General features: G+C 58.8%; 19 protein-coding genes. 14 read left to right on the top strand and 5 right to left on the bottom strand.

The window, feature by feature from the left end; translation table 11 throughout:
• The first annotated feature begins 48 nt into the window (after window positions 1–48).
• The 3 genes from betA (at window position 49) to ACR3E6_RS00780 (ending at window position 2,750) form a co-directional block, all read left to right on the top strand.
• Window positions 49–1,707 (top strand): choline dehydrogenase, encoded by a 1,659-nt coding sequence (gene betA / locus ACR3E6_RS00790; protein ID WP_480485334.1) that lies wholly within the window; start codon window positions 49–51, stop codon window positions 1,705–1,707.
• Window positions 1,708–1,762: 55 nt separating this feature from the next.
• Window positions 1,763–2,410 carry a thermonuclease family protein gene (locus tag ACR3E6_RS00785; RefSeq protein ID WP_171630873.1) on the top strand — a complete coding sequence of 216 codons (648 nt, stop codon included), beginning with the start codon at window positions 1,763–1,765 and terminating at the stop codon, window positions 2,408–2,410.
• Window positions 2,411–2,510: 100 nt separating this feature from the next.
• On the top strand, window positions 2,511–2,750 hold the full coding sequence (locus ACR3E6_RS00780; protein WP_152458727.1) for an HP1242/YdcH family protein: 240 nt from the start codon (window positions 2,511–2,513) through the stop codon (window positions 2,748–2,750).
• Between the two features lie 81 nt (window positions 2,751–2,831).
• Here the strand turns inward: ACR3E6_RS00780 and ACR3E6_RS00775 are convergent, their stop codons facing one another.
• Complete coding sequence (locus tag ACR3E6_RS00775; RefSeq protein WP_152458726.1) at window positions 2,832–4,232, bottom strand: helix-turn-helix domain-containing protein; 1,401 nt, start codon at window positions 4,230–4,232, stop codon at window positions 2,832–2,834.
• Between the two features lie 63 nt (window positions 4,233–4,295).
• Complete coding sequence (locus ACR3E6_RS00770) at window positions 4,296–5,501, bottom strand: multidrug effflux MFS transporter (RefSeq protein WP_171722879.1); 1,206 nt, start codon at window positions 5,499–5,501, stop codon at window positions 4,296–4,298.
• Window positions 5,502–5,684: 183 nt separating this feature from the next.
• Here ACR3E6_RS00770 and ACR3E6_RS00765 point away from each other — a divergent pair, with 183 nt between their 5' ends.
• The 3 genes from ACR3E6_RS00765 (at window position 5,685) to ACR3E6_RS00755 (ending at window position 8,299) form a co-directional block, all read left to right on the top strand.
• On the top strand, window positions 5,685–7,217 hold the full coding sequence (locus tag ACR3E6_RS00765) for an acyl-CoA carboxylase subunit beta (protein ID WP_171630880.1): 1,533 nt from the start codon (window positions 5,685–5,687) through the stop codon (window positions 7,215–7,217).
• 109 nt (window positions 7,218–7,326) lie between these two features.
• Complete coding sequence (locus ACR3E6_RS00760; protein ID WP_209832465.1) at window positions 7,327–7,812, top strand: DUF6497 family protein; 486 nt, start codon at window positions 7,327–7,329, stop codon at window positions 7,810–7,812.
• A 133-nt stretch (window positions 7,813–7,945) separates the two neighbouring features.
• A complete protein-coding gene (locus ACR3E6_RS00755) occupies window positions 7,946–8,299 on the top strand; it encodes a hypothetical protein (RefSeq protein ID WP_152458722.1) in 354 nt (117 codons plus the stop codon).
• Between the two features lie 86 nt (window positions 8,300–8,385).
• On the opposite strand, the gene ACR3E6_RS00750 is transcribed toward ACR3E6_RS00755, so the two are convergent.
• The gene (locus ACR3E6_RS00750; RefSeq protein WP_171630886.1) at window positions 8,386–9,537 is read right to left on the bottom strand and encodes a DcaP family trimeric outer membrane transporter; all 1,152 of its coding nucleotides are present in this window, start codon (window positions 9,535–9,537) and stop codon (window positions 8,386–8,388) included.
• A 650-nt stretch (window positions 9,538–10,187) separates the two neighbouring features.
• Between ACR3E6_RS00750 and ACR3E6_RS00745 the strand changes: the two genes are divergently transcribed.
• Window positions 10,188–10,391 (top strand): hypothetical protein, encoded by a 204-nt coding sequence (locus ACR3E6_RS00745; protein ID WP_152458720.1) that lies wholly within the window; start codon window positions 10,188–10,190, stop codon window positions 10,389–10,391.
• Window positions 10,392–10,507: 116 nt separating this feature from the next.
• Window positions 10,508–12,556 (top strand): acetyl-CoA carboxylase biotin carboxylase subunit, encoded by a 2,049-nt coding sequence (locus ACR3E6_RS00740; protein WP_480485330.1) that lies wholly within the window; start codon window positions 10,508–10,510, stop codon window positions 12,554–12,556.
• Between the two features lie 76 nt (window positions 12,557–12,632).
• On the opposite strand, the gene ACR3E6_RS00735 is transcribed toward ACR3E6_RS00740, so the two are convergent.
• Window positions 12,633–13,079, bottom strand: a complete 447-nt coding sequence (locus ACR3E6_RS00735) for a DUF4174 domain-containing protein (protein WP_171362466.1) — start codon at window positions 13,077–13,079, stop codon at window positions 12,633–12,635.
• Between the two features lie 168 nt (window positions 13,080–13,247).
• On the opposite strand from ACR3E6_RS00735, the gene scpA reads away from it, so the two are divergent.
• The 6 genes from scpA (at window position 13,248) to ACR3E6_RS00705 (ending at window position 18,711) form a co-directional block, all read left to right on the top strand.
• The gene (scpA, locus tag ACR3E6_RS00730) at window positions 13,248–15,374 is read left to right on the top strand and encodes a methylmalonyl-CoA mutase (protein WP_171630890.1); all 2,127 of its coding nucleotides are present in this window, start codon (window positions 13,248–13,250) and stop codon (window positions 15,372–15,374) included.
• 105 nt (window positions 15,375–15,479) lie between these two features.
• The gene (locus tag ACR3E6_RS00725) at window positions 15,480–16,082 is read left to right on the top strand and encodes a VOC family protein (RefSeq protein WP_480485328.1); all 603 of its coding nucleotides are present in this window, start codon (window positions 15,480–15,482) and stop codon (window positions 16,080–16,082) included.
• Window positions 16,079–16,567, top strand: coding sequence for an N-acetyltransferase family protein (locus tag ACR3E6_RS00720; RefSeq protein ID WP_480485326.1), 489 nt, complete (start codon window positions 16,079–16,081; stop codon window positions 16,565–16,567). Before ACR3E6_RS00725 ends, ACR3E6_RS00720 begins: the two co-directional genes overlap by 4 nt.
• A gap of 45 nt (window positions 16,568–16,612) precedes the next feature.
• Window positions 16,613–17,293, top strand: a complete 681-nt coding sequence (locus ACR3E6_RS00715; RefSeq protein WP_171114829.1) for a molecular chaperone DjiA — start codon at window positions 16,613–16,615, stop codon at window positions 17,291–17,293.
• Window positions 17,294–17,297: 4 nt separating this feature from the next.
• Window positions 17,298–18,299 (top strand): endonuclease/exonuclease/phosphatase family protein, encoded by a 1,002-nt coding sequence (locus ACR3E6_RS00710; RefSeq protein WP_480488072.1) that lies wholly within the window; start codon window positions 17,298–17,300, stop codon window positions 18,297–18,299.
• Between the two features lie 37 nt (window positions 18,300–18,336).
• A complete protein-coding gene (locus ACR3E6_RS00705; RefSeq protein WP_480485324.1) occupies window positions 18,337–18,711 on the top strand; it encodes a hypothetical protein in 375 nt (124 codons plus the stop codon).
• A 12-nt stretch (window positions 18,712–18,723) separates the two neighbouring features.
• Here ACR3E6_RS00705 and ACR3E6_RS00700 read toward each other — a convergent pair whose 3' ends face one another.
• On the bottom strand, window positions 18,724–20,268 hold the full coding sequence (locus ACR3E6_RS00700) for a Ppx/GppA family phosphatase (RefSeq protein WP_171630901.1): 1,545 nt from the start codon (window positions 20,266–20,268) through the stop codon (window positions 18,724–18,726).
• Window positions 20,269–20,312: the final 44 nt, after the last annotated feature.

Raw genomic sequence — 20,312 nt, 5'->3', positions numbered from 1 at the left:
CTCCCGCCGGAGGCATCCAACCTTCTCGGCGGGGCAGGAGTTGTGGAAATGGAAGCAGATTTTGTCATCGTCGGCGCAGGGTCCGCAGGCTGCGCAATGGCATATCGTCTGAGCGAGGCCGGGGCCTCGGTTCTGGTGATCGAACACGGCGGCACCGATATGGGGCCGTTCATTCAGATGCCGGCGGCGCTGAGCTATCCGATGAACATGTCGCGCTATGATTGGGGCTATCAGTCCGAGCCCGAGCCGCACCTGAACAACCGCCGCCTGGCCTGTCCGCGCGGCAAGGTGATCGGCGGGTCGTCCTCGATCAATGGCATGGTCTATGTTCGCGGCCACGCGCGCGATTTCGATACCTGGGCCGAGATGGGGGCTGACGGTTGGTCTTACGCGGATGTTTTGCCTTATTACAAACGGATGGAAACCTGGCACGACGGCGGCCACGGGGGCGATCCGGCATGGCGCGGCACTGACGGTCCGCTGCACGTGTCGCGCGGCCCGCGCGAGAACCCGTTGTTTCAGGCCTTTGTGGATGCCGGTCAGCAGGCCGGTTACGAAGTCACGGGCGACTACAACGGTGAAAAGCAGGAAGGCTTTGGCCCGATGGAGCAGACCGTCTGGAAAGGGCGGCGCTGGTCTGCGGCGAATGCCTATCTGAAACCCGCGCTCAAGCGCGACAATTGCGATATCGTGCGCGGTCTTGCGTCTCGGGTTGTCATGGAAAACGGCCGCGCCACAGGGGTCGAACTGATCCGTGGCGGCAGGAAAGAGGTCATCAAGGCCCGGCGCGAAGTTGTTCTGGCGGCATCGTCGATCAATTCGCCCAAGCTGCTGATGTTGTCCGGTATCGGCCCAGCGGCGCATCTGGCCGAGCATGGGATCGACGTCGTGGCGGATCGCCCGGGGGTTGGTGCTAACCTACAGGACCATCTTGAGCTGTATATCCAACAGGCGTCGCTGCAACCGATCACGCTCTACAAGCACTGGAACCTGTTCAGCAAGGGCCTGATCGGGGCGCAATGGCTGTTTACCAAAACGGGACTGGGCGCATCGAACCAGTTCGAAAGCGCTGCGTTCATCCGGTCGAAGCCGGGCGTGGAATACCCCGACGTTCAATACCACTTCCTGCCGATAGCGGTGCGCTATGATGGGCAGGCCGCTGCCGAGGGGCACGGGTTCCAGGCGCATGTCGGCCCGATGCGGTCCCCGTCACGCGGGGCGGTCACATTGCGCTCTGCCCAAGCCGCAGATGCGCCGGTGATCAAGTTCAACTACATGAGCCATGAAAAGGATTGGGAGGATTTCCGCACCTGTATCCGGCTGACCCGCGAAATCTTTGGGCAAGCCGCCTTCAAGCCCTTTGCGGGCAAGGAAATTCAGCCCGGTTCCGCTGTCCAAACGGATGAAGAGCTGAACGCCTTTATCGCGGAGCATGCGGAAAGCGCCTATCACCCCTGCGGTACGTGTCGGATGGGGCGCGCGGATGACAAGAATGCGGTAGTCGACCCCCAAGGCCGTGTCATCGGCGTGGACGGGTTGCGTGTTGCGGACAGTTCAATCTTTCCGCAGATCACCAACGGCAACCTTAATGCGCCGTCTATCATGGTGGGTGAAAAAGTGTCGGATTCGCTATTGGGCAAAGATCCGCTGCCGAAGGCCAATGATCGTCCGTGGATTCACCCCAACTGGGCAACCGCTCAACGTTAACCTTTCCAAACGGCCCCCGGTTGAATGCGCGTGAAATACCGCGCATATCGGGGGCATGTTAAGGATTTGTTTAACCTTTGTTCTTCTGCTGCCAGGTCTAACCCATGCCGCAGAGCACCTTGCGGGTCGGGTTCACGTAATCGATGCGGACACCTGGAATGTCGGTGGTGTTCGGGTGCGGCTGCACGGTATCGATGCGCCCGAACTGGATCAGACCTGTCAGGATTCCGACGGATCAAGCTGGCCGTGCGGGGCGTGGGCCACTCATATGGTTCAGAAGCAGTTTCAGGGACGGATGACCACATGTGTCCCGGTGGATCGGGATCGCTACGGTCGCATCGTTGCTCGGTGCAGCGTGGAGCGCGAAGACGTCGCCACCCAGATTGTAGAGCAGGGCTTGGCCTTTGCGTACCGCAAATATTCGGACACGTATGCAGGCGCCGAGCGGGTTGCGAAGACTGGAAACAGGGGATTGCACAAAACTCAGATTCAGGTGCCTTGGGTGCACAGGGCGCGCAAGAAACCGAAATCCTCTGATGTATGCATTATTAAAGGAAATGTTTCGTCAAAGGGCGAAAGGATCTTTCACGAACCGGGCCAGAGGTACTATTCCAAGACCCGGATCAGCGCAGCCAAGGGCGAGCGATGGTTTTGCTCTGCTGCCGAAGCACGTGCAGCGGGTTGGCGTGCTGCGCGACGCTGAATTCTGAATTTTTACTGTATGAAATTGATCCGCGTCAAAGTGGGCGGCGCGTCACGCTTCTACCACTGATATGCAACGACATATTAAGGAGCGAACAGACATGTCCCACACCCCGCATGAACTGGCCGAAGAGTTTCCGGACAAGGTTGAACTGATGAGCCAGCTCAAGCAAACGGACGCGCATTTTGCCCGTCTGGCTGATGAGTATCACGAGGTCAATCGCGTTGTGCATCGGGCTGAAACCAACGTCGAACCCATGGAAGACCTGGCCGAAGTTGATTTGCGCAAGAAGCGGGCAGCGCTGAAAGACGAAATCTGGGCGATTTTGTCCAAGGCCTGAACATTATGGCCGGGGGATACTGTCCCTGTCCTTTCCCGGCCCCGGTCGGGGCTCCCCCGGTTAATTTCTGGCCATACGAACTCAGGTGACTTCGTATGGCAGGGTGCCGCGCGTATGGGTGTCGATGCTGAGCCGACGTTCCAGCGGCGGGACCGAGCGCTGATGGCAGTTTTGCCGCTCGCAGATGCGGCAGGAAATGCCGATGGGCTCGTAAGCGCTGGCGTTGTTTATGTCGAGGTTGTCGGCATACACGAGCGCCGGGGCGTGGCGCACTTCGCACCCCAGCGCAATTGCGTACCGCCTGACCGGTGCGCCGAATGAACCACCTGATTTCGACACATCCCGAGCCAGCGAGATATAACGCACACCATCCGGCGTTTCTGCCAGTTGCCGAAGGAAATGGCCCGGCGTTTCAAAGGCCCGATGCACGTTCCAAAGGGGGCATGCGCCACCAAACCGTGCAAATTGCAGACGCGTGGCCGAGTGCCGTTTCGTGATTGTTCCGGCCTGATCCACGCGGACAAAAAAGAACGGGATACCTTTTGCACCGGGGCGTTGCAGCGTCGACAGTCTATGCGCAACCTGCTCAATCGATGCGCCGAACCGGTTGCTGAGCAGCTCCAGATCGTGGCGCTCTTCCTGAGCGGCGGTCAGGAATGCGGAATAGGGCATCAAGGAAGCGCCGGCGAAATAATTGGCGAGGCCGATCTTGGCGATGGACCGCGCCTCTTCGCTTTGGAACTTGGCAAAATCCAGTGTCGCTTCCAGCAGCTTGTCCTGACTGATCAATGCGACCTGCAACAGCAGTTGAAAAACTTGCGTTTGCGGAGTCGAGCGAGAGGAAAGGCGCAGGATTTTGCTTTCAGCGTCATAGGTGCGCAAAGGGGCGATGTCAGAGAACATCACTTGAATGCCGCGCTCAGTCAGGCTGTTCAAAGCCGCCTGCCGGATACTGCCCGGGTTTTCCGCGCGATTGGCGAACAGCTCTGCCGCCCGGTCCACGGCGTCGATATAGTTGTCGCAATAGTGGAAGAAGTCCCGCACCTCTTCCCAAGGGCTGGCCTGCATTCGGGCGTCTTCCCGCCCCAAAGCTTCGTCCAGTGACGCGAGGCGTTCATGCGTTTGCCGGTAGGTTTTGTGCAGCTCGATAAATGCGCGGGCCAATGCCGGGGCGTTTGATGCCGTCAGGCGTAAATCGGCAAGTGGCGGCAGAATATCCGCAAAAACCGGGTCGGCCAAAGCTTCGCGCATGTCCGACACCAGTCGCTCGCTGTCGCCGGTGCTGAGCTCGGTGACATCCATGCCGAATTCTTGTGCCAGAGCCAACACAACCGTGGTCGAGATCGGCCGGTTGTTGTTCTCCATCTGGTTCAGATATGGGAGTGAAACACCCAGTTTCGCCGCGAATTCGCGTTGTGTCAGGGCCAGTCGCGTGCGCATTTCACGCAGTTTCGCGCCGGCATAGAGCTTTTGGGTGGCCATGAGGTACCTTTGCAAGTTTTCTATTTTGGAAGACTAACTTTGCAAAGTTTTCGGGGCAAGTGGTCACAGCCCCAATTGACGCTCTCGCCGAATGACGGATCCAATTGCGAAAATCGCCAGAACTGCGGAGGTGAGCATCAGCCAGAGCAACGGCATGGCTCCGGTTTCCCGGGTCAGCAGGGTGCCTGCCAGCGCGCTCAGGCCCGCGCCGCCCCCCAGCATGATTGCGCCGCTCAGCCCCGAGGCGGTTGCGGCCAGATGCGGACGAACAGACAATGCGCCGGAAGTGGCATTGGGAATGGCCATGCCGTTTCCGACGCCCACAAAGGTCATCAAGCTGAAAAAGCTGAGTGCGGTGCCCAGACCTGTGAGGAACAAGGATGCTGAAAGCGCGACACCCAAAGCGTTCAGCAGGCTGCCCCACAGCACCATCCGGTTGATGCCAATCTGCATGGAAAAACGACCGCTCAGAAAGTTGCCAACAAAATAACCGACTGCCGGTGCACCGAAATATATGCCGACCTGTGCCGCGCTTAGTCCGAACAGTTCGGTTCCAATAAAGGGCGCGCCACCGAGATAGGCAAAGAAGGTGCCCGAAGACAACGCGCAGGACAGTGAATAGCCCCAGAACCGTGGCGAGGTCAGAAGTTCAGGGTATTCCTTGAACTGCTGAACAAGGGTCTTGCCGCTTTTCGCTGACGTTTCGCCAAAATCCGCAAAGGTCAAGGCAAGCGTCAATCCACCCAGGGCGAAAGGCAGCCAGAAATTCGCTTTCCAGCCAAAGCTTTCCTCCAGCAGCCCGCCGATCGCCGGGCCGATCATCGGGACCACGGCCATACCCATTGTCACATATCCGATCATCGATGCCGCCTGATCCTGATCGTACATATCCCTTACCGCGGCTCGGCTGAGAACCATGCCGACAACCACGACCGCCTGGCACATTCTGAACGCCAGAAAGATTTCAACGTTGGGGGCATAGATGCATCCAAGCGTGGCCAGCAGGAACAAGCCGATCCCCCACAGCAGAACTGGCCTGCGACCTGCCTTGTCGGCGAGCGGCCCAATCAGGATTTGCAGAACGGCATTGACCAGAAGATACAGCGCGATCGACAGCTGCATGACCTTGTAATCGGCGCCAAAATACGCGGCCATGTTCGGCAGGCTCGGCAGAAACAGGTTCATGCTCAGCGCAGACAAGCCCGCGAGCAATACCAGTGTCGCCAATGTGGGTGGTGTGCGGCGAACCGCGCGAGAGCTGAACTGCATGGTTCACATGTATAGTCATGGAATTTGGGATTGCCAGCAATCCAGCGATCTCAATAAGAGACTTTGCAAGTTTACAGTTATCCAGATTGTTGTTGCTGAATATTTGCAAATTTGCCGAAAAGGGCTTTGGATGAGAGGCGCAAAGGGGTAGGGTCCCGGCAAATTTTACAGGGGATAATCGTCATGAAAGACATCCTTTCCGAGTTGGAAAACCGCCGCAACGACGCACGACTGGGCGGCGGGCAGAGGCGGATTGATGCCCAGCATGCGCGCGGAAAACTGACGGCGCGAGAGCGGATCGAGTTGTTGCTGGATGAGGGCAGCTTTGAAGAATTCGACATGTTCGTCAGTCATCGATGCACCGAATTCGGAATGGAAAAACAAAAACCTGCAGGTGATGGCGTTGTCACCGGCTGGGGTACCATCAACGGCCGCATGGTCTATGTGTTCAGCCAGGACTTTACGGTCTTTGGTGGGTCGCTGTCCGAGACGCATGCCCAGAAGATCTGCAAGATCATGGATATGGCGGTGCAAAACGGAGCACCAATTGTCGGAATCAACGATTCGGGCGGTGCGCGAATCCAGGAAGGCGTGGCTTCGCTGGCCGGGTATGCCGAAGTGTTTCAGCGCAACATCACGGCCTCGGGTGTGGTTCCGCAGATCAGCGTAATCATGGGCCCATGTGCCGGCGGTGCGGTTTACAGCCCCGCGATGACTGACTTCATTTTTATGGTCAAGGACTCGTCTTACATGTTCGTGACGGGCCCCGACGTGGTCAAAACGGTTACCAACGAGGTTGTAACGGCTGAAGAACTGGGTGGCGCCTCGACCCACACCAAGAAGTCCTCGGTCGCCGACGCCGCGTTCGAAAACGATGTGGAAGCATTGGCAGAAGTGCGCCGTCTGGTGGATTTCCTGCCGCTCAACAACCGCGAAAAACCTCCGGTGCGCCCGTTCTTTGATGACCCTCACCGGATCGAGGATTCGCTGGACACTCTGGTTCCGGACAATCCGAACACGCCCTACGACATGAAGGAACTCATCACCAAAATAGCCGATGAAGGCGATTTCTACGAAATTCAGGAAGATTTCGCCAAGAACATCATCACCGGCTTTATCCGGCTGGAAGGTCAGACCGTAGGTGTGGTGGCGAACCAGCCGATGGTTTTGGCGGGATGTCTGGATATCGACAGTTCGCGCAAGGCGGCGCGGTTCGTGCGGTTCTGCGACTGTTTCGAAATTCCGATCCTGACGCTTGTCGATGTTCCGGGCTTTCTGCCGGGCACACAGCAGGAATATAGCGGCGTGATCAAGCACGGCGCAAAGCTGCTTTATGCATATGGCGAGGCGACCGTGCCCAAGGTCACGGTGATCACGCGCAAGGCGTATGGCGGTGCCTATGTGGTTATGGCGTCCAAACACCTGCGCGGCGATTTCAACTATGCCTGGCCGACTGCCGAAATCGCGGTGATGGGTGCCAAGGGTGCAACCGAGATCATTCACCGGGCAGATCTGCATGATGCGGAAAAGACCGCACAGCATGTCGCCGATTATGAAGATCGGTTTGCAAACCCCTTTGTCGCCGCCGAACGCGGGTTCGTCGACGAGGTCATCATGCCGCATTCTACCCGCCGGCGCGTGTCCAGAGCCTTTGCCAGTTTGCGCGGCAAACAGCTTAAGAACCCATGGAAAAAGCACGACAATATTCCGCTTTGACCCATTCGGGGCGGCGTTGTCCGCCCCGGTTGTTGGCACCGGTAGTCTGATTCTGAGCAGGAAATGCTCAAAATTGCGGCGGAATTGACAAAAAGCGACAAATAGTTGAATGATCCGACCCGTCAGACATAGAACCGCGCAGGCCAAAAGCACTGCGCGCGCGATCCCGGAAGGAGGAGCCTGCCTTCGGTGGGTCCGGGATCGTGCCATATGTCTGGTATTGTGCGCGCTCGGCGCTCCTGTTTTTGCCCAGACAGACAGTTCGTTGCCGGTACCGTCCGGTCAGCCCGTGCATCTGAGCGATGTCCTGCTGGACAACAACCCCGGTGAGCTTTGGGTGCGCTTTCGATTTGTCGCCCCGAAGATCGGAGCATCAGTGGGACGGATCGGCTATGATGTGGCGTCCAGGGATATGGAGCATCTGTGCCAGGTTCTTGCCGTTCCTTATGTGGCTCTGCACGAATTGCAGCCATCCAGAGTTGTCATTTCCCTGTCTGATCGCCCGGTGGAATTCGGCGACACCGCTCCGGACGCGACACAGTATTTTGAAGCCTACCGGCTGGAGCAGTCCCGGTGTATCTGGGAAGGGCTTTGACCATGAACTCACGCTGTCATGACGTCAAAGCTTCTCAGACCAACGGTGCGGCTTTGGAGGTGCGCAACATGATCCCATCCAAGTTCGGGTTCGAACTATTTTTGACTGCAAAACAAAGCTGTGGAGTGTCGCCATGCTGAAACATCGCGGGTTTCCAGGGCGTCTTTCAGGCACCGATTTTCAGTTCACTATTCGCCGCGCCAATCCCAAGGGTGTGACGCCGCTGACGCGGCGGGAACGGTTCCGGGATCGCAAACCGGCGGACAAACGTGCCGATGCCGCCTTCATGGAGGCCCTTTGGGCGCATTTCGGCGATCAGCCGTTCGAGAGGGGCAACCTGGATGCCGGACGTCTCAGCTGGCTTTTTGGGCGCGAAGTCATCCCGGCGGAAGATCCTTTTGATCCGGCCAGCTATGACGCGATGCTGGTGATCGATGTGGACGCCGCCCGTGCGTCCTTTCCCGACGTAATCGACGGGACAGGCTGATCGTGATCCAGGCCGCCGCATATCAGCCCTTCAAGACCGGTTTCGGGATGACCCTGCCCGAAACCGGGCAGGATCCGTGTGCGGCGTCAGAAGTTCAACTGAGCGGCCAGCTGAACGCGGCTTCCGTCAAAGGTTCTGCCGGTCGGCGCGTCGTTCCGTTCGCCATAGATGTACTCGGCGCTGAGTGTCAGATCCTCTGTTGCCTTGTAAAATGCGTTGACGTGGATCGTTTCCAGTTCGGTAAACGACAGGGTTCCGGTCGAGGTCGGCAGGTCATAGTCTTCTTTGCCGTATGCAATGCCAACATTCCATTTCGGGCTCAGATCCTGCCGGAATTCGATGGTGTATCCATCCACGTCATTGGCCTGGCCGTTCACGATGGGATCACCAAGGCCGATCAGGTACGGGCCGAGTGCCTCGCCGTTCACATAGTTGACCTGGAACAGACCGCCCTGCCATGGGCGAACCGAGCCGGATATCGTGAACCCGGTCTGATCAACTTCGACATTGCCGGATTCCGCCTTGCCATAAAGGCCGGACACACGTGCGACATAAGTCCCGTCATTGTATTCGGCGGATGCGGTCAAAACCGGATCGTCCGAGTTCGAACCGCCGACATTCTCTTCGATCGAAACGGCGAAGGACGTGTTCGTTCCGAAAGAGTTGGTATAGCGAACCTGCGGAACCCTTGCGAAAGGGATACCAACGGGGCCGTTGAATTCCACCGAGGTCGGGTAGGTGTCCAGCGGCATGAAGTTGGTCCAGGTCTGTCCGATCAGCCAGTTGTCACCGATGGTGATATTGGCGTGGCGTATACGCAATTCGGCCGTTCCGCCGGAACCGAACAGATCCAGTTCCAATTGTCCGCCGATATCGCCGATACCGCTTGGGGTGGTGGTGCGCAGACCGATCCGCGATTGGCGGACGGTGGCACCAAATGTACCATCGGTCGCGGCCGACGGTTCCCCGATGACATTCACGAACGCCGTGTCGCCCTGATCGAACTCGAAATCGTAGAAGAAGTCGGCCTTTACATAGCCATAAACGTCCAGAACGGTGTTACCGATGCGGAAGTCACCGTTGGCAGGGCTGGCACTGGCGGATTCCAGCGCCTCGACCCGGGCGCGCAAGGCGTCAAGTTCGGCTTGGGTTTGGGCATCCTGAGCAAAGGCAAGCGTGCTGGTCACACAAAGCGCAGAGGCAGCAAGCAGGAGTGCCTTTTTTCTAGTCTTCGTCATGTGGGTGTTCCTTTGAGTGCGAGTGTGCACAAGGACCGTTTCACGAGGTGCAAACCTTGGGAAATCACGAGAATGGGAAGTGAAGACTTTGATTTTTCAAGTAAATGTGTGTTTTTTACTGCGCTGAAACACGACGTCTTGAGCCGCTTGGATAACGCATTGGCGCAAGGCGGTTCTGTATGTCCAACGCTGACCGAGAGTCGTGATGCTGCAACCGCGAAACGCGCGGGAAGCGGCTTGATCTGTCACGAAACTGTGACGGTAAAGCGGCCTCAAACGCCCGAGCAGTATCGAACCGGTATAGGCGCGAAGTTGCGCGGCTTTTCCGGGTGTGGGCAGATTCCAGCCGAAATCCCGATTGGAAACAATACTGTGTTTGCCGGCAATATTGTGCTGTGCAAACTGGATGAGCCGTGCGGCTCTACTTTGCCTGCGCCGCACATGCACCTACTATTCCGTACCCCTTCCTTGCGCGGGCAGGCTTGTGTTCCCCACATAGTCCTGTCCGCGTTTTTCTTTTTGCCTGTCACGGACAAAAAGAGGCAAAATCCCGCACAAAAATCGCCGGCGCGTCCGTTGATATTGAATAACAGGGTGTGTTTCGCGCATCTGACCCGAAAAGGACCAAGAAACCAAAAAGGGCAGATACTATGCGATTCTCACGCTTCATCCTTGTTGCGACGACCTGCGCGGGTCTGGCCGCCTGCGGAGACACCACGGGCGAACAGGCAATCCTCGGCGGAGGTGCCGGGGCAGTGGGGGCGGCCGTCCTCAACGCGGACCCGTTGTTTGGCGCAGCAGTTGGCGCGGCGGGCAACGTGCTGTACTGCAAGACACAGAACACCTGTAACTAACGCATATTTTGCGGGGCGCATGTCGTCCCGCCCGTCATCGCGCATCACGCCGTCGTGGGGATTGTTCCCTGCGGCGGCGTTTTGCGTTTCCAGAACACCAAGCCAAAGGACGTTCCATGTTCAATAAGATCCTGATCGCCAACCGGGGCGAGATCGCCTGCCGGGTTATCAAGACCGCCCGCAAGATGGGTATCGGCACCGTCGCCATTTTCTCGGACGCGGACAAGAACGCGCTGCATGTGTCGATGGCGGACGAAGCCATCCATATCGGCCCGCCACCTGCAAACCAGTCCTATATCGTTATCGACAAGGTGATGGACGCCATCCGCCAGAGCGGCGCGCAGGCGGTCCATCCCGGTTATGGTTTCCTGTCCGAAAACGCCAAGTTTGCCGAGGCGCTGGAAGCCGAAGCTGTGGTTTTCGTCGGTCCTCCGAAAGGCGCGATCGAGGCGATGGGCGACAAGATCACCTCGAAGAAAATCGCGCAGGACGCGAATGTGTCGACGGTTCCCGGATACATGGGGCTGATCGAAGACGCGGAAGAGGCGGTCAAAATCTCGAACGAGATCGGCTACCCTGTCATGATCAAGGCCAGCGCCGGCGGCGGCGGCAAGGGCATGCGGATCGCGTGGAATGACGACGAGGCGCGCGAGGGCTTTCAGTCGTCAAAGAACGAAGCCGCAAGCTCGTTCGGGGATGATCGGATCTTCATCGAGAAATTCGTGACCCAACCGCGTCACATCGAAATTCAGGTTCTGTGCGACAGTCACGGAAACGGCATCTACCTTGGCGAGCGCGAATGCTCGATCCAGCGCCGGAACCAGAAAGTCGTGGAAGAGGCGCCGTCGCCGTTTCTGGACGAAGCGACACGCAAAGCCATGGGGGAACAGGCGGTGGCCCTGGCCAAGGCCGTGGGCTATTCCAGCGCGGGAACGGTAGAGTTCATCGTTGACGGTGAAAAGAACTTCTATTTCCTGGAAATGAACACGCGTTTGCAGGTTGAACACCCTGTCACCGAACTGATCACCGGCGTTGATCTGGTCGAACAGATGATCCGCGTAGCAGCGGGTGAAAAGCTGTCGATCACGCAGGACGACGTGACACTGACCGGATGGGCGATCGAAAACCGCCTGTACGCCGAGGATCCGTATCGCGGTTTCCTGCCCTCGATTGGCCGTCTGACCCGGTATCGTCCGCCGCAGGAGACGGCAGCCGGGCCGATGCTGGCCAACGGCAAATGGCAGGGGGATGCGCCCGAAGGCGATGTTGCTGTTCGAAATGACACCGGCGTCTATGAGGGCGGTGAGATTAGCATGTATTACGACCCGATGATTGCCAAACTGTGTACCTGGGCTCCGACCCGTGATCAGGCGATCGAGGCGATGCGCGTGGCGCTGGACAGTTTCGAGGTTGAAGGCATTGGCCACAACCTGCCGTTCCTGTCCGCCGTGATGGATCATCCGAAATTCATCAGCGGCGATATGACCACGGCCTTCATCGCCGAGGAATACCCCGACGGGTTCGAGGGCGTCGAACTGGCCGAGGCAGACCTGCGCCGGATTGCAGCGTCCTGTGCAGCCATGCATCGCGTCGCAGAAATTCGCCGGACCCGCGTGTCGGGCCGAATGGACAATCACGAACGCAAGGTCGGCACCGATTGGGTTGTTTCCTTCGGGCGCGAGATCCAGTGGCCCGTCAAGGTTAACGCGGATCAGGACGGGGCCACGATTAGGTTTGACGACGGTCAGGAAATGCGGGTGACGGGTGATTGGACACCGGGTGATCAACTTGCCGTCATGACGGTCGATGAAGCGCCGCTGGTCATGAAGGTGGGCAAGATCTCGGGCGGGTTCCGCATCCGTAACCGCGGCGCGGATCTCAAGGTGCAGATACGAACCCCGCGTCAGGCCGAACTGGCGCGGCTGATGCCTGAAAAACTGCCGCCGGACACTTCGAAAATGCTGCTGTGCCCGATGCCCGGCCTGGTCGTGAAGATCGACGTCGAAGTGGGGCAGGAGGTGCAGGAAGGTCAAGCGCTGTGCACCATCGAGGCGATGAAGATGGAAAACATCCTGCGCGCCGAGAAGAAGGGCATCGTTGCCAAGATCAATGCAGGCCCCGGCGACAGTCTCGCCGTGGACGAAGTGATCATCGAGTTCGAGTGATCATGACCGCGCTTTTGCCATACCCGTCAAAGCCTCCGGCATTCTGTGCCGGGGCCTTTCGGGGTGGCGAAAGCGGTCAGCCGCCTTCGCGCCGATCGCGGATTTCGCGTTCGCGCAGGGGGGTCTTGTCGATGGACCGGCCAATCTCGCGCACGCTCCACGGAGAAGGTTTGCGCAGTTTGACCACGCCGTCCTTGTCGACGAATACCATCTGGAACCCGCGCGGGCGCAGCTGTGACCGGATCGGAGACCGCGCCGATGGGTCTGTGTCGGTCAGAACCACCACGTCACGCTCACGCATTGCGGCTTCGCCCTCGACCAGCATGTCGATCTGTTGCTGGAACCGCGGGTCCGCCGGCGTGTCGGCAAAGACTACGATAGGTCGGTTGACCCAAAGAAACTCGCTGAGTTCGCTGTCACCCACCGGGCGGACAAAACTGTCATCCGTCGTCGCCGTGCCATCCGCCGCCCAGACAGACATCGGGATTAGTGCCAAGAAAACAAAGGCAAGCGTGCGTGTCATGTGGCCTCCTGTTCCTTCGAATATAGCCTCTGTGACACCGATTGCGACCGACGATTTGTACCAAACACTCAAAATGTCGCGCTTGCGGCTGAATGAAACGGCCAAGCGCAAGACCTCAATGCGGAAGCTTTCGACTGCCGCCATCCGAATTGACAAGAGGAAACCGAAATGACCGACACCAAGGATTGGAAAGCGCTGGCCGAGAAAGAGCTGCGCGGGCGTCCGCTGGACGACCTGACCAAAGAGACGCTGGAAGGCATTGCGGTCAAACCGCTCTATACGCAGGAAGACACCGCTGGTTTGCCGCATATGGGTTCGCTGCCGGGCTTTGGTCCGTTTACACGCGGTGTGAAAGCCACGATGTATGCCGGCCGTCCGTGGACGATCCGTCAATATGCGGGCTTTTCGACCGCCGAAGAATCCAACGCCTTCTATCGCCGCAACCTGGCGGCGGGCCAGCAGGGTGTGTCGGTTGCCTTCGATCTGGCCACCCACCGCGGCTATGACAGCGACCACCCGCGTGTCGTCGGTGACGTGGGCAAGGCCGGTGTGGCCATCGACAGTGTCGAGGACATGAAAATCCTGTTCGACGGCATTCCGTTGGATCAGGTCTCGGTCTCGATGACCATGAACGGCGCGGTGATCCCGATTCTGGCGAACTTCATCGTGGCAGGAGAGGAACAGGGGCACGACAAATCGGTTCTGTCCGGCACCATTCAGAACGACATTCTGAAGGAATTCATGGTGCGAAATACCTATATCTATCCGCCCGAGCCCTCGATGCGGATCATCTCGGACATCATCGAGTATACCTCGAACGAGATGCCCAAGTTCAACTCGATCTCGATCTCGGGCTATCACATGCAAGAGGCCGGCGCGAATCTGGTGCAGGAGCTGGCCTATACCCTGGCCGACGGGCGCGAATATGTCCGTGCAGCGACACAGGCCGGGATGGACGTGGACAAGTTCGCAGGCCGTTTGTCGTTCTTCTTTGCCATCGGCATGAACTTTTTCATGGAGATCGCCAAACTGCGCGCCGCGCGCACGCTGTGGCACCGGGTCATGACCGAGTTCGGCGCGAAATCCGAACGGTCAAAAATGCTGCGCACCCACTGCCAGACGTCAGGTGTTTCGTTGCAGGAACAGGATCCTTACAACAACGTGATCCGCACCGCCTATGAGGCGATGAGCGCGGTTCTGGGCGGTACCCAGTCGCTGCACACAAACGCTCTGGACGAGGCGATCGCGCTGCCCACCGACTTTTCGGCGCGTATCGCCCGAAACACGCAGCTGGTGTTGCAGGAAGAGACCGGCGTGACCGATGTGGTCGACCCGCTGGCGGGGTCTTATTACGTCGAAAGCCTGACCAATGAGCTGATCGAGAAAGCCTGGGCCCTGATGGAAGAGGTCGAGGAAATGGGCGGCATGACCAAGGCCGTGGCCAGTGGTATGCCCAAGCTGCGCATCGAGGAAAGCGCCGCGCGCCGCCAGGCCATGATCGACCGTGGCGAAGAGGTGATCGTCGGGGTCAACAAATATCGCAAGGAACAGGAAGATCCGATCGACATTCTGGACGTCGACAACGTGGCGGTTCGCGAAGCGCAGGTCGCGCGTTTGGAACGTATCCGTGCGACCCGTGACGAAGCCGCTTGCCAACAGGCGCTGGACGCTTTGACCAAGGCTGCCCAAGAGGGCGGAAACCTGCTGGCCGCCGCCGTCGAGGCCGCCCGTGCCCGCGCATCCGTAGGAGAGATCAGCATGGCAATGGAAAAGGAATTCGGCCGCCACCGCGCCGAAGTGAAAACCCTGGCCGGCGTTTATGGCGCGGCCTATGAGGGCGACGAAGGCTTTGCCGCGATCCAGAAATCCATCGAGGAGTTTGCCGAGGCCGAAGGCCGCCGCCCGCGTCTGCTGGTGGTCAAGATGGGGCAGGACGGCCATGACCGTGGGGCCAAGGTGATTGCAACTGCCTTTGCCGATATCGGGTTTGACGTGGACGTTGGCCCCTTGTTCCAGACCCCGGCCGAGGCCGCGCAGGACGCGGTGGACAATGACGTGCATGTGGTCGGCATTTCCTCGCAGGCGGCAGGGCACAAGACACTGGCTCCGCAACTGGTGGAAGAGCTGAAAAAGGCCGGGGCCGAGGACATCATCGTGATCTGCGGAGGGGTGATCCCACAACAGGATTACCAGTTCCTTTATGATCATGGGGTCAAGGCCATCTTTGGCCCGGGCACCAACATTCCCGAGGCCGCTCAGGACATCCTGCGCCTGATCAGCGAAGCGCGCGGCTGAAGAAGGTCGGGTTTTTCGTCAGATCATCTTGTGATCGTGCCTCTTTGGCGAAAACATACGGCCAGATCCGCAAGGGTCTGGCCATTAACTTGCAGGAGGTGGCACATGTTACTGGATCATCTGGCCGTCGCGGGCGAAACGCTTGAAGAAGCGTCTGCGCATATCGAACAGGCGCTTGGCGTTGCGCTGCAACCCGGTGGGAAACACGAAAAATTCGGGACACATAACAGGCTGCTGGGTCTTAGGGATGGGCTCTATCTGGAAGCGATTTCCATCGATCCGCAGGCGCACCCTTCGGGCAGGCCGCGATGGTTCGATCTGGACAGTTTTCAGGGCGGCCCGCGTTTGACGAACTGGATATGCCGGGTCGAGGATATCGAGGCCACACTGTCGATCTTCCCCGATGGCACCGGAGAGCCGATCGACCTGACCCGGGGCGCGCTGCGGTGGCGCATGGCGGTTCCACCAACCGGGCGCTTGCCGTTCGACAACCTGTTTCCCGCCCTTATCGAATGGCAGGGCGATCTTCACCCGGCCGACATGCTGCAAAACAGCGGCTGTCGGCTGCGGCGTTTGGTTGTGTACCACCCGGATGCGTTGACGCTGGCCAGACATCTTGGTGCATTGGATCAGGTGGTGTTCGACACCGGCCCGGCCGCGCTCAGGGCGGAGTTCGAGACGCCTCATGGGGTCCGGGTGCTGGAATGATCATTCGCCCGGCCATGGCGGCGGATGCGCCCGCAATCGCCAGGATTACCAATGCGATCATTCGTGAGTCCTTGATCACCTTCACGACCGATGAGCGCAGCACAACGCAAATCACCGAGGATATTACGGAGCGGGGCACTGGATTTCTGGTCGCCGAACATGATGGGCAAGTTGTTGGTTTTGCCACCTATGCCCCGTTTCGCGCGGGCCCCGGATACGCGCAAACGCGCGAACATTCGATCCAGTTGTCACCGGACGCGCGCGGAAAAGGCGTTGGGCGTGCTTTGATGCAGGCGCTTGAGGCGGCCGCAAGAACCGACGGGGTGCATGTGCTGGTCGCAGGCATTTCCTCGGCCAATTCGGGCGCCGTGGCGTTTCACGCGGCGCTGGGCTTTTCACAGGTTGGTCGCATGCCCGAAGTTGGGTTCAAATGGGGTCAATGGCTGGATCTTGTGCTGATGCAGAAAATTCTTTCACCTGAATGATCTGTCGCACCTGACAGTCCCGAATTGTGACGCTAGTGTACGCCCATGTCGATCTGGACCCGCATATCCGATGCGCTCAGCGCGCTGGCCCAAGGCGAAAGCCTGGCCGCAGTTTTTGAAAAGCTGCGAACACCTCCGGAACGATCGGTGGCGTTCACGATTGCGGTGATTGCCCTGGGCGCAAAAATGGCCAAGGCAGACGGTCAGGTGACACGAGATGAAGTCACTGCCTTCCGCGATGTGTTCCAGATCGCGCGCGAAGACGAAGAAGATGCTGCGCGGGTCTTCAACATGGCGCGCACGGATGTGGCGGGGTATCAGGACTATGCCCGCAAGATCGCCCGGATGTTCGCCGAAGACAGCACCACGCTTTGCGATCTGATGGAGGGGCTGTTTCACATCGCCATGGCCGATGGGTTCTACCACCCCAATGAGAACGCGTTCTTGGAGGAAGTGAGCAAGATATTCGGGCAGTCCGACGCTCAATTCAAAGCATTGCGGGCACGGTTCGTGCCGGATGCGCCAAAGGATCCTTACACGGTTCTGGGTGTGCCGCAGGACATGCCTTTGCCCGATATCCGCAAAGTCTGGCGAAGGCTGGTCCGCGAAACGCACCCGGACGCCATGATGGCGCGCGGTGTCCCGGAAGAGGCGATCAGACTAGCCGAGAAAAAGATGATCGACATCAACCGCGCCTGGGATGAGATCAACGGCGCGCGGGCCTGACAGGATGCGGCTGGCGACCTACAATATCGAATGGTTTGCCAATCTTTTTGATCAAAACGACCATCTGATTGTCGATGACACCTGGTCCGGTCGGCATAATGTCACCAAGGCGCAACAGGTCGAGGCGATCGCAAAAGTGCTGACCGCGATTGACGCGGATGCGGTATTGATTGTCGAGGCTCCGAACACCGGCAAACGCCAGAATACGGTGCGGGCCCTGCAAACCTTTGCCGAGGCGTTCGATCTGCGCATCTCTGACGCGGTGATGGGGTTTGCCAACGACACCCATCAAGAGCTGGCGCTGCTCTACGACAGGACCATTCTTACCGTGCGTCATGATCCCAAGGGTGACATCGACGACCCCTTGGCCCCCCGGTTCGATGGTGCGTTCAGAATCGATCTGGATATTGATGCGACCGAGGATGTGGTGCGGTTTTCCAAACCACCGATGGAACTGGCGGTGACGACGCAATCGGGCCACGACGTCCGGCTGATCGGAGCTCATTTGAAATCCAAGGCTCCGCATGGGGCCGGGTCGCGGGACGAGGCGATCCGGATCTCGATTGCCAACCGCCGCAAGCAACTGGCGCAGGCGGTCTGGCTTGCCAGGCGGGTCGAGATGCACGTTGCCAGCCAGGAACCCGTCATTCTGCTGGGAGACCTGAACGACGGTCCCGGGCTGGATGAGTTCGAGCATCTGTTCGGCCGCTCTTCGGTCGAGATTTTGCTGGAAACTGGGTTGTTCGACCCGCACGCGGTGACGGCTCATGGTTTTCGGCCGGGATCGATACCCTCCACGGCGCGCTTTGCCCGCCCGGAAGAAGGCAGGTTTCTCGAGGCTCTTCTGGATTACATAATGATTACACAGGATCTGCGTGCATACCGCCAGGCCTGGCGCATTTGGCATCCGTTTCGCGACGCGGCCTGTTGGTCCGCACCGGACCTGCGACAGGCACTGCTGACGGCGTCGGATCATTTCCCGGTCACACTGGACATCGACCTGTGACCTTTCACGCCTTCGGCTGGGGCGCTATATACTAGGTATGAAACACGTTTTGCTGATCAGCATAATCACTGCCGGCATCGCCGCGCCCGCCCTTTCGCAGGAAGACAACAGCAAATCCCTGATGGAGCAGGGGGCCGAGCTGTTTTTCGAAGGTCTGCGCAAGGAGATGGAACCGGCGCTGGATGATCTGCTGGGCCTTGCGGATGAGTTTGGCCCGGCAATGCAGTCGTTCTTGCGGGAAATGGGCCCCGCACTGGCCGAGCTGGGGGCCGAGATCAAGGATTGGAGCGCTTATGAAGCGCCCGAGGTCTTGCCCAATGGCGATATCATCATCCGAAGGAAACAGGCCGAGGATCCGCCAGAGCCTGAAAATGAAAGTGAAGAATTGCCCGAAGGGGCAACTGATATCTGATCGGATCGATGGTCAGCCCTTGATGATCACGCGCGTATCGGATTTCAGGGCGTTCGCCAGTGAATTCAGGCGCGCTTCGGCAACTTCGCTGAACAGGGGGGCTGCTGCTTCGGGCAGGTATAGCTCCAACTCCCGCTTTTTGGGATAGAATTTCAGGCGCCCCATATTGGCGTCCTTGTGCATCCACAGCATCGCGCCAAAGCGCATGGCCTTGCCCAGAATTTCGGCCTGTTTCTGGCTTTTCTCATCCAGCAATTCATAAAGCCGAGAGAACCGGTTGCCTTCCCGTTTGTTGCGATAGCGGTGTTGCAGTGCCAATCCGATGAAAACACGCTCGGAGTGCTTCAGGCCCCCCAGATTGGCGCGCGTTACATTGTCGAAACACACCTCGGCCCGATAATCGGGATGTGCGCGCCAGCTTACATCGTGCAGCAGGCAGGCCGCCTTGATCAGGCGCACCCTGCTGGGCGGTGCGGATCTGAACAGCGGGATGACAAAATCATAGAGATTGCTACCAAATCCGGGCAGGCGCGCGTCCTTGGCTTCCGAGAACCGGCTGGCTTCGATCAGCGGGTCGCGGTCGCGCACTTCCTGCGGCATCTGCTCATACAGCAACCCCTCGCGGATACCATAGCTCGATATGGCGATATCTTTGGGTTTGAACGTGCGGATCAGCCGCGCCAGAACATCCATCGCATAAGGGATAAGCGCCATGCGCGAACTGGACACGCCGGCCTGAGTACGCAGCTTTTCATGATCGTGTTTCTCGATGTATTTGATTGTCTCGCGCACCTGCTTGGTGGTCATGCGGTATTCATGCAGAACGTTCAGCGGATAGCCTCGCCGCAGCATGTCCAGCCGCGCAAAGGCACGCCAGCTGCCGCCGACCAAAAACAAACGATCCCGCTGCTGGCCCATCTGATTGCGCAGATCCTCCATCGTTTCCTTGATATGCGCTTTTCGCGCGCGCCGCCCGCCTTTGATGTCACGCAGTTTCAGCGGCCCAAGCGGCGAGGTCACGCGGCGGCCGACCTGACCACCGCCGATTTCGGCCAATTCCATCGACGATCCGCCAATGTCGCAGATCAGCCCATAAGCTCCGGGCCATCCCAACAGGACACCCTGTGCCGACAGGCGGGCTTCTTCGTCACCGTCAATGATGGCCACTTGCAAACCTGTTTCAGCCTGCACCTGATCGCAGAACTCGGGCCCATCCGAGGCTTCGCGCACAGCAGCGGTGGCGACAACATGCAAACCGGGCAAATCCAGATCCATTGCCAGGTGCTGGAAGCGCCGCAATGCCGCCAGGGCACGTTTGCGGCCTCGCGGGTTCAGCCGTCCGGTTTCGGACAGGCCCGCCCCCAGTTCGCACATGACCTTTTCATTGTAGAAATAAGCCGGTGATCGGGCCGCCCCGTCGAAAATGACCATCCGGACCGAGTTCGACCCGACATCGACAACCCCGACGCGCGACAGCGCCCGTGCGTCCGGTTTGTCAAACAGAGGCTTTCCGATTGTTCCCCAATCCGGGATATCGGTTTCGACGGTCTGATCCATGTGCCTTCCAGATTGTTCTGTTTGAGGATGCGAAATTGACGTCA

The organism is Ruegeria sp. AL3 (assembly GCF_056536065.1).
Note: the sequence above shows the minus strand (reverse complement) of the source record. Positions and strands in the feature narration are given on the sequence as shown.

What these genes read in the sequence shown, in the direction of transcription:
- betA (WP_480485334.1), top strand. Translation starts at nt 49, where the DNA reads ATGGAAGCAGATTTTGTCATCGTCGGCGCAGGGTCCGCAGGCTGCGCA.
- ACR3E6_RS00785 (WP_171630873.1), top strand. Translation starts at nt 1,763, where the DNA reads ATGTTAAGGATTTGTTTAACCTTTGTTCTTCTGCTGCCAGGTCTAACC.
- ACR3E6_RS00780 (WP_152458727.1), top strand. Translation starts at nt 2,511, where the DNA reads ATGTCCCACACCCCGCATGAACTGGCCGAAGAGTTTCCGGACAAGGTT.
- ACR3E6_RS00775 (WP_152458726.1), bottom strand. Translation starts at nt 4,232, where the DNA reads ATGGCCACCCAAAAGCTCTATGCCGGCGCGAAACTGCGTGAAATGCGC.
- ACR3E6_RS00770 (WP_171722879.1), bottom strand. Translation starts at nt 5,501, where the DNA reads ATGCAGTTCAGCTCTCGCGCGGTTCGCCGCACACCACCCACATTGGCG.
- ACR3E6_RS00765 (WP_171630880.1), top strand. Translation starts at nt 5,685, where the DNA reads ATGAAAGACATCCTTTCCGAGTTGGAAAACCGCCGCAACGACGCACGA.
- ACR3E6_RS00760 (WP_209832465.1), top strand. Translation starts at nt 7,327, where the DNA reads ATGATCCGACCCGTCAGACATAGAACCGCGCAGGCCAAAAGCACTGCG.
- ACR3E6_RS00755 (WP_152458722.1), top strand. Translation starts at nt 7,946, where the DNA reads ATGCTGAAACATCGCGGGTTTCCAGGGCGTCTTTCAGGCACCGATTTT.
- ACR3E6_RS00750 (WP_171630886.1), bottom strand. Translation starts at nt 9,537, where the DNA reads ATGACGAAGACTAGAAAAAAGGCACTCCTGCTTGCTGCCTCTGCGCTT.
- ACR3E6_RS00745 (WP_152458720.1), top strand. Translation starts at nt 10,188, where the DNA reads ATGCGATTCTCACGCTTCATCCTTGTTGCGACGACCTGCGCGGGTCTG.
- ACR3E6_RS00740 (WP_480485330.1), top strand. Translation starts at nt 10,508, where the DNA reads ATGTTCAATAAGATCCTGATCGCCAACCGGGGCGAGATCGCCTGCCGG.
- ACR3E6_RS00735 (WP_171362466.1), bottom strand. Translation starts at nt 13,079, where the DNA reads ATGACACGCACGCTTGCCTTTGTTTTCTTGGCACTAATCCCGATGTCT.
- scpA (WP_171630890.1), top strand. Translation starts at nt 13,248, where the DNA reads ATGACCGACACCAAGGATTGGAAAGCGCTGGCCGAGAAAGAGCTGCGC.
- ACR3E6_RS00725 (WP_480485328.1), top strand. Translation starts at nt 15,480, where the DNA reads ATGTTACTGGATCATCTGGCCGTCGCGGGCGAAACGCTTGAAGAAGCG.
- ACR3E6_RS00720 (WP_480485326.1), top strand. Translation starts at nt 16,079, where the DNA reads ATGATCATTCGCCCGGCCATGGCGGCGGATGCGCCCGCAATCGCCAGG.
- ACR3E6_RS00715 (WP_171114829.1), top strand. Translation starts at nt 16,613, where the DNA reads ATGTCGATCTGGACCCGCATATCCGATGCGCTCAGCGCGCTGGCCCAA.
- ACR3E6_RS00710 (WP_480488072.1), top strand. Translation starts at nt 17,298, where the DNA reads ATGCGGCTGGCGACCTACAATATCGAATGGTTTGCCAATCTTTTTGAT.
- ACR3E6_RS00705 (WP_480485324.1), top strand. Translation starts at nt 18,337, where the DNA reads ATGAAACACGTTTTGCTGATCAGCATAATCACTGCCGGCATCGCCGCG.
- ACR3E6_RS00700 (WP_171630901.1), bottom strand. Translation starts at nt 20,268, where the DNA reads ATGGATCAGACCGTCGAAACCGATATCCCGGATTGGGGAACAATCGGA.